The following is an 11,424-nucleotide window of genomic DNA, read 5'->3' on the forward strand; positions in this document are numbered from 1 at the left end:
CCTTCGTCCGCGGCGTCGGGAAGAAGAGGACGAAGACGGGAGCTTCCATCGGCGGGACGGGGAAGGAGCACAGGATGGGTTTCGATGAGGGTGGTGCTCGATCAAGCGGCGATGCCGGGCCAAGCGCCGACATCCGCTGGTGGAGCAGGCGCCCTGCGCGGGAGTGGCTGCGCCGCGCGGCGTCTTTGCTAGACTTGCGCGCCTTTTCCGACCGTCGCGCCTCGTCGCGGCAGCTAAGGCCATCGCCATGCGCGGCACCCTGTACATCGTCGCGGCCCCGTCGGGCGCCGGAAAGAGCAGCATCGTCAACGCCACGCTGGCGCGCGACCCGCGCATCAGCCTGTCGATCTCGTTCACCTCGCGCGCGCCGCGCCCGGGCGAGCGCCATGCCCAGCACTACCACTTCGTCAGCGAGGCGCAGTTCCAGGCGATGATCGATGCCGGCGAGTTCTTCGAGTACGCCCGCGTGCACGGCGACTGGAAGGGCAGCGCGCGCCAGTCGGTCGAGCCACAGCTGGCTGCCGGCCAAGACGTGCTGCTGGAGATCGACTGGCAGGGCGCGCGCCAGGTGCGCGAGAAGGTACCCGAGGCGGTGAGCGTGTTCATCCTGCCGCCCTCGCGCGACGCGCTGGAGGAGCGCATGCGCAAGCGCGGGCAGGACAGCGAGGACGTCATCGCCCAGCGCCTGGCTGCCGCGCGCGAGGAGATGTCGCACTACGGCGAGTTCGACTACGTGATCGTCAACGAAGTCTTCGACACCGCGGTGGAGGAGATGTGCGCCATCTTCACCGCCAGCCGCCTGCGCCGCGAGCGCCAGGCCGCCGAACATCGTGCCTTGATCGAGGCGCTGCTGGCGCAGTGATCGCGCACGCTTGAACGTCCTGTTCGTCTGCAGCCAGAACCGCCTGCGCAGCCCGACGGCCGAGCAGGTGTTCGCCGGCTGGCCGGGCATCGAGGTCGCCTCGGCCGGCCTGAACCACGACGCTGAGAACCCGCTGACGCTGGAGCTGCTGGCCTGGGCCGATCTGGTGCTGGTGATGGAAAAGGCGCAGCGCGCACGCCTGTCGCAGAAGTTCCGCCCGCATCTGGGAGACGTCCGCGTGGCCTGCCTGGACATCCCGGACGACTACGATTTCATGGATCCGATGTTGATCGCGCTGCTGCAGGCACGGGTTCCGCGGCACCTGCCGAGGCGCTGAACGCCCGGTTCAGTGGCCTAACCAGTTGATTTGAAAGGCGTGGATTGCAATTGGGGTCGGCGATCCCTAGAATTCCCGGTCCCTTTCCGCTAGTCGCGCGGCCCACCTGTCCGGTGGATGGCCGCCAGGAGCCCACATGGCCCGCATCACCGTAGAAGATTGCCTGGAAGTCGTCGACAACCGTTTCGAGCTGGTCATGATGGCCGCCAAGCGCGCCCGCCAGCTGGCCAACGGCGTCGAGGCCACCATCGACAACGAGACCGACGACAAGCCGACCGTGCTGGCGCTGCGCGAGATCGCCGCGCGCAAGGTCGACAACGACCTGATCGACCGCGTCGAGAAGGCCGAGCGCGAGCGCGCCGAGCGCGAGGCGCTGGAGTGGGCCGCCGCCGAAGTGGTCGCCGACGACGACATGTCCAAGGGCGACGACTAAAAGCCCATCGGCGTTCTGGCCTGATGCAGCGGCCCGCCCATGGCGGGCCGTTGTCGTTTCCGGTGCCGGTTCGCGCGCAGGCGCGAGCGGGTGCCGTTGGCTGGAACGCGCGCTGCATGAACCCGTGTGATGCAGCGCATGCGCGCCCATGGTGCATTGCTGCGACCGGGCCGCTGGCATAGGCTTCGCGCATGACTCCCGGGCGTTCCAGCAAAGCCATCCAACCCGCACCGCCGCACGAGGACGACGTACCCGAGTACGTGCGTCGCTTCGAGGCGGCCGCCAGCTATCTGCCCGCCGATCAGTTGCCGCTGCTGCGCCGGGCCTGGCAGGTCGGCGCGGCCGCGCACGAGGGCCAGACGCGCAAGTCCGGCGAGCCCTACATCACCCATCCGGTGGCCGTGGCCCAGGTGCTGGCCGAGCTGGGCATGGACGTGGAGACGCTGATCGCCGCGGTCCTGCACGACACCATCGAGGACACGCCGCTGACCCGCGAGGAGATCGCCGGCGAGTTCGGCGAGGCGGTGGCCGAGCTGGTCGATGGCGTGACCAAGCTGGACAAGCTCAAGTTCCGCGACCGCAAGGAAGCGGCGGCCGAGTCGTTCCGCAAGATGCTGCTGGCCATGTCGCGCGACCTGCGCGTGATCATGATCAAGCTCGCCGACCGCCTGCACAACATGCGCACGCTGGGCGCGCAGAGCGCCGAGGCGCGCAGCCGCATCGCGCGCGAGACGCTGGACATCTACGCGCCCATCGCCCAGCGCCTGGGCATGAGCCTGGTCAAATCGGAGCTGCAGGACCTGAGCTTCGCCGCCATGTATCCCTGGCGCCACGCGATCATCCGCAAGCACATCCAGAGCCAGCCGGTGATGCGCCGCGAGGCGCTGGCGCAGATCGAGACCCAGCTGACCCAGAGCCTGACCCGCGAGGGCATCGCCCATCGCCTGGTGAGCCGGGTCAAGACCGCCTGGAGCATCTACACCAAGATGCGCAGCGAGGGCAAAAGCTTCGACCAGGTGATGGACGTGTTCGGCTTCCGCGTGGTGGTGACCAGCGTGCCGGACGTGTACCACGCCCTCGGCGCGGCGCATGGGCAGTTCAAGCCGCTGGACGGGCGCTTCCGCGACTTCATCGCGATCCCCAAGGCCAATGGCTACCAGTCGCTGCACACGGTGCTGTTCGGTCCGTACGGCTCGCCGATCGAGGTGCAGATCCGGACCGAGGAGATGGACCTGGTGGCCGAGCGCGGCATCGCCGCGCACTGGACCTACAAGTTCGGCACGCAGATGCCCAACAGCGCGCAGAGCCGCGCCCATGCCTGGATTTCCGAGCTGATCGAGAACCAGCGCTCGGCCGGCTCGTCGCTGGAGTTCCTGGACAACGTCAAGGTCGACCTGTTCCCCGACGAGGTCTATCTGTTTACGCCCAAGGGCAAGATCCTGTCGCTGCCGCGCAATTCCACCGCGCTGGATTTCGCCTATGCGGTGCACACCGACGTGGGCAACGCGGCGGTGGCCTCGCGCGTTGACAAGAAGCTGGTGCCGCTGCGCACCAAACTCACCAGCGGCCAGAGCGTGGAGATCATCACCGCCAAGTCGGCCGCGCCCAAGCCGCAGTGGCTGGAGTTCGTGGTGACCTCCAAGGCGCGCACCGCCATCCGCCACCAGCTCAAGCAGCTCGGCCACGAGGATGCGGTGCAGCTGGGCCACCGCATGCTCGATCGCGCGCTGGAGGACCTGGACAGCTCGCTGGACCGCCTGCCGGCGCAGCGGCTGGAGAGCTTCCTGATCGAGCACAAGTACCCGCGACTGGAGGCGCTGCTGGAGGACGTGGCGCTGGGCAACTGGATGCCGGCCCAGGCCGCGCAGGCGATGATGGCCTTCGCCGACCTGCGCAGCGGCGGGCATTCCAAGCATTCGCAGGAGAAGATCCTGATCACCGGCGGCGAGCGCGGCGTGATCAGCTTCGCCAACTGCTGCCAGCCGATCCCGGGCGACGAGATCATGGGCTTCCACACCGCCGGCAAGGGCATCGTGGTGCACCGCCTGGACTGTCCCAACGTGGCCGAGTTCCGCAAGTCGCCGGATCGCTGGGTGGCGATCGACTCGGGACCCGGGCGTGAGCGGCGACTACGACGCCAGCCTGCTGATCGAAGTGGAGAACCGCACCGGCGTGCTGGCCCAGGTGGCCGCCGCGGTGGCGCAGAGCCAGTCCAACATCGAGCGCGTGGAGTACCTGGAACGCGACATCAACGCCGCGGTACTGCGCTTCAACATCCAGGTGCGCGATCGCAACCATCTGGCTGAAGTGATGCGGCGCCTGCGGCGGCTGCAGACGGTGCTGGGGGTTCGGCGGGCGTAGTGGGTGGGGCGGGGATTCGGGATTCGGGATGCGCGTCCCCTGTCGATGCGAAGGTGCGGCGCTTGTGCCTGCAAACAAAGCTGCGGAGGAGCTGCCGACTCACGTTCTTCGAGCCCCAGGCTTTTCGCCCCTCCCCTGCTTCGCAAGGGAGGGGGCGTTCAATGGTTCCGGTGATGCTGCTTCCGGCTCACGGCTCACGGCTCACGGCTCACGGCTCACGGCTCACGGCGCGGCCGGCATCCCGAATCCCGAATCCCCGCAGCTAAAATACGCAGCCATTTCCCCGGAACCACTCCCCATGACCAAGCAGATCATCCACACCGACCACGCGCCGGCCGCGATCGGCCCGTATTCGCAGGCCGTGCGTGCCGGCGACACGGTGTACTTCTCCGGCCAGATTCCGCTGGATCCGGCCACCGGCAACCTGGTCGAGGGCGACATCACCGCGCAGGCGCGGCGTTCGTTCGACAACCTCAAGGCCGTGGCCGAGGCCGCGGGCGGCTCGCTGGGCGACATGGTGCGCCTGGGCCTGTACCTGACCGACCTGAGCCAGTTCGCCGCGGTCAATGCGGTGATGCAGGAGTACTTCAGCGCGCCGTTCCCGGCCCGTTCGACCATCGAGGTCTCCGGCCTGCCCAAGGGCGCGCTGTTCGAGGTCGACGCGGTGATGGTGCTTGGCGCGTGATCGGGCCTGCATGCGGCGTTGTCCGACGTGCGCATGCGTCGATCTGAAGTAGCAATCGCGCAGGACGGCCGGCATCCTAGCGGCCTATGACCGGCCCCACGATGCCCGCCGTCCGCAGCCTGGAGCCTGCCTTCCACCAGCCCATCGTCGGGCTCAGCGGCGCCGGCCCCAAGCTGGCCGAAAAACTCGCCGCGCGCGGCCTGCTGACGCTGCAGGACCTGTGGCTGCTGCTGCCGCTGCGCTATGAGGACCGCACCTGCCTGACGCCGATCGCGCGCCTGCAGCCCGGCGTGGCGGCGCAGGTGGAGGGCACCATCGAGGCGGTCGAACGCGGCTTCCGCTACCGCCCGGTGCTGCGGGTGGCGATCGGCGATGCGTCGCGCGCCACGCTGGTGCTGCGCTTCTTCCATTTCCGCGCGGCGCAGGTGGCACAGTTCGCCGTCGGTGCGCGGCTGCGCGTGTATGGCGTTCCGCGCCAGGGCCAGCAGGGCCTGGAGATCATCCATCCCAGCTACCGGCTGCTGGACGCGCAGGGCGATACGCCGCTGGGCGAGACGCTGGAGCCGGTGTATCCGGCCATCGAAGGCGTCGGGCCGGCGGTGCTGCGCAAGCTGATCTCCCAGGCGCTGGATCGCCTGCCGGACCAGGCCGCGCTGGAACTGCTGCCCGAACCGCTGCTGCGCCAGCAGCGCCTGCCCGACGGACAGGCCCTGCCATCCCTGCGCGAGGCGCTGCTGACCATGCACCGCCCGGCGCGCGATGCCGATGTGGCGGCGCTGTCGGCCGGCACGCATCCCGCGCAGCGGCGTCTGGCGCTGGAGGAATTGCTGGCCCATCACCTCAGCCTGCGGCGCCAGCGCATCGCCCTGCAGCAGCATGGCGCGCATGCGTTGGCGGGCAAGGGCGCGCTGGTGGCCAAGCTGCTCAAGACCCTGCCGTTCAAACTGACCCGTGCGCAGCAGCGGGTGTTCGCGCAGATCCGCGCCGACCTGGCCCAGCCGCGGCCGATGCTGCGCCTGGTGCAAGGCGATGTCGGGAGCGGCAAGACGGTGGTCGCGGCGCTGGCGGCGATGCTGGCGGTCGAATCCGGCAAGCAGGTCGCGCTGGCCGCGCCGACCGAGCTGCTGGCCGAACAGCACCTGGCCAACCTGCGCGGCTGGCTCGAGCCGCTGGGCGTGCGCGTGGCCTGGCTGGCCGGCAAGGTCACCGGCAAGGCGCGCGCCAAGGTGCTCGAAGACGTCGCCAGCGGCGCGGCCCAGGTCGTGGTCGGCACGCATGCGCTGATGCAGGAAGCGGTGGCCTTCCACGACCTGGCCCTGGCCATCGTCGACGAGCAGCACCGCTTCGGCGTGCACCAGCGCCTGGCGCTGCGCGACAAGGGGCGGGCGGCGCCGCAGGTGCCGTCCGGGCGAGCCAGGGATGGCGAGCGGCAAGGCACCAGGGAGGGTGATCAGGCGATCGATCGGCGTCTGTCTCCACACCAGCTGGTCATGACCGCCACGCCGATCCCGCGCACGCTGGCCATGGCCGCCTATGCCGATCTGGACGTCTCGGCCATCGACGAACTGCCGCCGGGCCGCACGCCGGTGCAGACCATCGTGCTCAGCGCCGAGCGTCGCCCCGAGCTGATCGAGCGCATCCGCGTGGCCTGCGCCGAAGGCCGGCAGGTCTACTGGGTGTGTACGCTGATCGAAGAGGCCGACGACGACGCCAAGGCGCAGGCCGGCAGCGCCGGCCCGGGGCTGCGCTTCGAGGCGCAGGCCGCGCAGACCACTTTCGAGCAGCTGACCGCGGCGCTGCCGCAGGCGCGCGTGGCGCTGGTGCACGGCCGCATGAAGCCGGCCGAGAAGCAGGCGGTCATGCGCGCCTTCAAGCAGGGCGAGTGCGACCTGCTGGTGGCCACCACGGTGATCGAAGTGGGCGTGGACGTGCCCAACGCCTCGCTGATGGTGATCGAGAACGCCGAGCGCCTGGGCCTGGCGCAGCTGCACCAGCTGCGCGGGCGCGTCGGCCGCGGTGCGACGGCCTCCTCGTGCGTACTGCTCTATCAGGCGCCGCTGTCGCAGATGGCGCGCGAGCGCCTGGACACGATGCGCCAGACCAACGATGGCTTCCTCATCGCCGAGAAGGACCTGGAGCTGCGCGGCCCGGGCGAACTGCTCGGCACGCGCCAGACCGGCCTGGCCGCCTTCCGCGTGGCCGACCTGGCGCGCGATGCGGGCCTGCTGCCGCAGGTGCACGCGCTGGCCGACCGCCTGCTCGACACCGACCCGGCGCTGGCCGATCGGCTGATCGCACGCTGGATCGGCGGCGCCGCGCGTTACGCCAGCGCCTGAGGCGCTGGCAGGCGTGAGCGCGGAGGAGTGAGGCGCGAGCGGGCGCCGCTTTTGCTCGCTCATCACTCCTCTCCACTCACCGCTGGCTTCTCTCCCCCGGCTCCCCGCTATGTCAGACTTGGCGACCGTTCCATGAGAGCTCCCGGAGCATGACCGCGAAGATTCCGCTTCTCATCGATACCGACCCGGGCGTGGATGACGCGCTCGCGCTGTTGATGGCCTTCAACGACACCGCCCACGACGTGGTCGGCCTGACCATCGCCGCCGGCAACGTCGGCCTGCAGCACACCGTGCGCAATGCGCTCAAGCTGTGCGAGGTCGCCGGCCGCAGCGAGGTGCCGGTGTTCGCCGGCTGCGCCGCACCGCTGCTGCATCCCTCGCCCGACGCGGCCGATGTGCATGGCCTGGATGGCTTCGGCGATACCGGCTATACGCCGGCGGCGCATGGCGCCCAGGCCGAGCACGCCGCGCTGGCGATCCTGCGCCTGTCGCACGAGTACGCCGGCCGCCTGCTGCTGGTCACCCTGGGCCCGCTGACCAACGTGGCGGTGGCGCTGAAACTCGATCCGTCCCTGCCGCAGCGTGTGGCGCGGTTGGTGGTGATGGGCGGGGCTGCGTCGGCGCACGGCAACCTGACCCCGGCGGCGGAGTTCAACGTGGCCTTCGACCCGGAGGCGGCGCACCTGGTGTTCCAGGCCTTCCCGCAATTCGACGTGGCCGACTGGGAGGCCACGCTGGCCCACGGGCTGCACCACCGCCGGGTGGAGCAGTGGCTGGCCGCGCCGTCGCCGCGCGCGGCCTTCTACGAGACCATCTCGCGCCAGACGCGGCTTTGGTCGGCCGATCGCCGCGGCGATCACTGGCATAGCGCCGATGCGCTGGCCATGGCCCTGGCCCTGCATCCGGACGGCGCCACCGAGCTGGTCGAGCGCCCGCTGGCGGTCGAACTGGCCGGCACCCTAACCCGGGGCGCCACCGTCACCGACTGGAACCGCCAGACCGGCCGGCCGGACAACGCCCGGCTGCTGCTGCGCTACGACCAGGCGCGGTTCGAGGCGCTGGTCGAGGCGGCCCTGGCCGCCGTGTAAGCCAGGTCTTGCACGGGGTGGGGTGGGCCGCTACAATGCGCGGCTCACCTTTTCGACATCTGGTGCCCGCCATGAAGGCCGACATCCATCCGCAGTACCGCGACGTCGTCTTCCACGATGTCACCTCCGACTTCAAGATCCTGACCCGCTCGACCCTTGCCAGCAAGGAAACGATCAAGTGGGAAGACGGCAACGAATACCCGCTGGTCAAGGTCGAAGTGTCCTCCGCCTCGCACCCGTTCTACACGGGCAAGCACAAGGTCATGGACACCGGCGGCCGCATCGACAAGTTCCAGAAGCGCTACGCGCGCTGATCGAACGCGATTCCTGAGCGGTTCGAATGACGGCTGTGTCCCTCGCGGGACACGGCCGTTTTCGCGTGTGCGCCCCGGCGCCGGGCGGCATCATCCTTTGGTCTGACGGGAACGGTCCGTCACGGCCCTCGATACCGGGCCGTATGCGATAATCCTCGGACTGCGCGGCTAGGTTTCCAGTCGTCGCGGATCCTGTCTACGCGCCACGGCCGACAGGCTTTGGCGCTTCCCCACGAAGGAGTGCACTGTGTCCGAACTTGACCAGGCCACGCTGAGCGCCGCCGACAAATCGGCGACTCTGCCTGTACTGAAACCCACGCTTGGCAACGATTGCGTCGACATCTCCAAGCTGACCAAGGAAACGGGTCTCTTCACCTACGATCCCGGCTTCGGCGCCACCGCCGCCTGCAAGTCGGCCATCACCTACATCGATGGCGACAAGGGCGTGCTGCTGTACCGCGGCTACCCGATCGAGCAGCTGGCCGCCCATTCCAGCTTCACCGAGGTCTCCTACCTGCTCATGAACGGTGAGCTGCCGTCCAAGGACGAACTGGCCAAGTTCGAGCACGAAGTGACGCATCACACGATGATGCACGAGTCGCTCAAGAGCTTCCTCAAGGGCTTCCACTACGACGCCCATCCGATGGCCATGCTGGCCGCCTCGGTGGCTTCGCTGTCGGCGTTCTATCACGACACCCTGGATCTCAACGATCCCGAGCAGCGCCGTCTGGCGGCGATCCGCCTGATCGCCAAGATGCCGACCCTGGCCGCCGCGGCGCACCGCTACGCGCTGGGTCAGCCGATCCGCTATCCGCGCAACAACCTGGGCTACGTCGAGCGCTTCCTGCACATGATGTTCGAGGTGCCGAGCGAGGACCTGGAGCTCAGCCCGGTCGTGGCCAAGGCGATGGATCTGCTGTTCATCCTGCACGCCGACCACGAGCAGAACGCTTCGACCTCGACCGTGCGTCTGGTCGGCTCCACCGGCGCCAATCCCTACGCCTCGGTCGCCGCGGGCATCACCGCGCTGTGGGGCCCGGCGCACGGCGGCGCCAACGAGGCGGTGCTCAAGCAGCTGGCCGAGATCGGCGATGCCAAGAATGTCGCCAAGGCGGTCGAGCGCGCCAAGGACAAGAACGACCCGTTCCGCCTGATGGGCTTCGGCCATCGCGTGTACAAGAACTTCGACCCGCGCGCCAAGATCATCCGCGAGATGACCCACAAGGTGCTGGGCGAGTTGGGCGTCAACGATCCGCTGCTGGAAGTGGCGATGAAGCTGGAAGAGGCCGCGCTGAAGGACGATTACTTCGTCGAGCGCAAGCTGTATCCCAACGTGGACTTCTACAGCGGCATCATCTACAAGGCGCTGAACATCCCCACCGAGATGTTCACCGTGCTGTTCGCCATCGGCCGCACGCCGGGCTGGGTGTCGCACTGGCTGGAACAGCAGGTCGACCCGGACGCGCGCATCGGCCGTCCGCGCCAGATCTACGTCGGTTCGCCGAGCCGCGACTACCCGAAGGCCTGATCGGTCTTTGGGATCGTGTGAGAAGAAGCCCCGCGGTTGCGGGGCTTTTTTTTGCCTCGGGGCGCTGCGACGAATAGCGCAGGACTCCTTCCAGCTCGAAGGCACTGAGCCAAGCGCTCTGCACCCTCTCCTTCGCCTGCGGCGGAAGGGAGCGGGCTCAGACCGAAGCCTTCTGACCTGACGCGCGAGGCAGCGGGCCGGCGGGCGGTGCCCGCGCCTAGCGAGCAGGAGCCTGTAGAGCGGAGCTTGCTCCGCTGGGGCCTTCCCATACGAACCGAACGAAGAGCAGCGGAGCAAGCTCCGCTCTACAGGCAGGCTGCCGCAAGATTTGAGGAGACGGTTGCTCCTGCCGAGCCCGGATTGCGATGTGCTGCGAACGCATTGACGCGTGAGGTGGGCGTTGCAGGAGCCGCCATGGCGTCGTTGGCGCTTCAGACGTGCCTCGCGGGCGCGGTGCCGGCGCGGCTCAGTCCCGCGCGTGCGTGCCCGGATGCACGGTGACCGAGGCGGTCATGCCGGCGGCCAGGAGGGTGTCCTTCGGCACACTGGCCGGGTCGATGCGCACGCGCACCGGCACGCGCTGGGCCAGGCGGATCCAGTTGAAGGTCGGGCTGACGGTGGCCAGCAGGTCGCTGCTGCTGGTGGGGTTGTCGGCGTCGGTGATGCCGCGGGCGATGCCTTCGACGGTGCCGCGCAAGGCGTGGCCGCCGCTCATCAGGCGGATGTCGGCGCGGTCGCCCGGGCGGATGTGCGGCAGCTTGGTTTCCTCGAAGTAGCCGTAGACCCACATCGTGTCGCTGCGCACCAGCGCCATGCGCGCCGCGCCGGCGCTGGCGTAGTCGCCCACGCGCACGTTGAGGTTGGTGATGTAGCCGTTGGCGGCGGCGCGCACGGTGGCGCGCTCCAGGTTGAGCTGGGCCAGGTCCAGTGCGGCCTGGGCCTGTTCGACCGCGGCAAGTGCCTTGGACTGGGAGGCGGTGGCGGCGTTGCGGTTGGCGCGGGCCTGCTCGACCGCGGCCTGCGCGGCGCGCGCGGTGGCGCTGGCGTCGGCGCGGGCCTCGGCCGAGATCACCGCGGCGGCGGCCTCGCGGCGCTGGGCCTGGGCCGCGTACTTCTGGTAGTCGGCCTGGCTGGCGGCGGTGCTGGCCGCGGCGGCGGAGATGTTGGCGCCGGCGGCGCGCGCGGCGGCCTGCGCGGCGGCCAGGTCGGCCTGGGCCTGGGCGACGGCCAGTTCGAAGCGGCGCGGGTCGATGCGGAACAGGACATCGCCGGCCTTCACGGCCTGGTTGTCCTGCACGTCGACCTCGGCCACCAGGCCGGACACGTCCGGGGCGATGCGCACGATCTCGGCGCGGATGCGGCCGTCGCGCGTCCACGGCGAATACATGTAGTGCTTCCACAGCGCGTAGCCGACCAGGGCGGCGGCCAGCACGACGAGAGTGGTCAGCGCGGTGCGGATCAGGGATTGGGTGTTCATGGC

The 11,424-nt window shown here is 69.3% G+C and carries 9 protein-coding genes and 1 pseudogene; 9 read left to right on the forward strand and 1 reads right to left on the reverse strand.

All coding sequences use genetic code 11. The annotated features are described in order from the left end of the window. Positions 1-247: 247 nt before the first annotated feature. From gmk to ACFJIT_RS02385, 9 genes and pseudogenes are all read left to right on the forward strand, one after another. Positions 248-862 carry a guanylate kinase gene (gene gmk / locus ACFJIT_RS02345; protein WP_130517109.1) on the forward strand — a complete coding sequence of 205 codons (615 nt, stop codon included), beginning with the start codon at positions 248-250 and terminating at the stop codon, positions 860-862. Positions 863-872: 10 nt separating this feature from the next. Next, complete coding sequence (locus tag ACFJIT_RS02350; protein ID WP_379654909.1) at positions 873-1,199, forward strand: low molecular weight protein tyrosine phosphatase family protein; 327 nt, start codon at positions 873-875, stop codon at positions 1,197-1,199. Positions 1,200-1,335: 136 nt separating this feature from the next. Further along, complete coding sequence (rpoZ, locus tag ACFJIT_RS02355; protein ID WP_130517111.1) at positions 1,336-1,632, forward strand: DNA-directed RNA polymerase subunit omega; 297 nt, start codon at positions 1,336-1,338, stop codon at positions 1,630-1,632. Positions 1,633-1,823: 191 nt separating this feature from the next. Beyond that, a pseudogene (locus ACFJIT_RS02360) lies at positions 1,824-3,993 on the forward strand (RelA/SpoT family protein). Positions 3,994-4,291: 298 nt separating this feature from the next. Beyond that, complete coding sequence (locus tag ACFJIT_RS02365; RefSeq protein WP_130517115.1) at positions 4,292-4,678, forward strand: RidA family protein; 387 nt, start codon at positions 4,292-4,294, stop codon at positions 4,676-4,678. 101 nt (positions 4,679-4,779) lie between these two features. Next, positions 4,780-7,014 (forward strand): ATP-dependent DNA helicase RecG, encoded by a 2,235-nt coding sequence (recG, locus tag ACFJIT_RS02370; protein WP_379654910.1) that lies wholly within the window; start codon positions 4,780-4,782, stop codon positions 7,012-7,014. A gap of 149 nt (positions 7,015-7,163) precedes the next feature. Continuing rightward, a complete protein-coding gene (locus ACFJIT_RS02375; protein WP_379654911.1) occupies positions 7,164-8,102 on the forward strand; it encodes a nucleoside hydrolase in 939 nt (312 codons plus the stop codon). A gap of 71 nt (positions 8,103-8,173) precedes the next feature. Next, positions 8,174-8,416 carry a type B 50S ribosomal protein L31 gene (locus tag ACFJIT_RS02380; protein ID WP_130517121.1) on the forward strand — a complete coding sequence of 81 codons (243 nt, stop codon included), beginning with the start codon at positions 8,174-8,176 and terminating at the stop codon, positions 8,414-8,416. A gap of 247 nt (positions 8,417-8,663) precedes the next feature. After that, entirely contained in the window at positions 8,664-9,944 is a 1,281-nt protein-coding gene (locus ACFJIT_RS02385) for a citrate synthase (protein ID WP_379654912.1), read from the forward strand. Between the two features lie 466 nt (positions 9,945-10,410). On the opposite strand, the gene ACFJIT_RS02390 is transcribed toward ACFJIT_RS02385, so the two are convergent. Continuing rightward, positions 10,411-11,421, reverse strand: a complete 1,011-nt coding sequence (locus ACFJIT_RS02390; protein WP_379654913.1) for a biotin/lipoyl-binding protein — start codon at positions 11,419-11,421, stop codon at positions 10,411-10,413. Between the last annotated feature and the right edge of the window lie 3 nt (positions 11,422-11,424).

Source organism: Pseudoxanthomonas sp. UC19_8 (genome assembly GCF_042700505.1).
Taxonomy (GTDB): Bacteria; Pseudomonadota; Gammaproteobacteria; order Xanthomonadales; family Xanthomonadaceae; genus Pseudoxanthomonas_A; species Pseudoxanthomonas_A winnipegensis.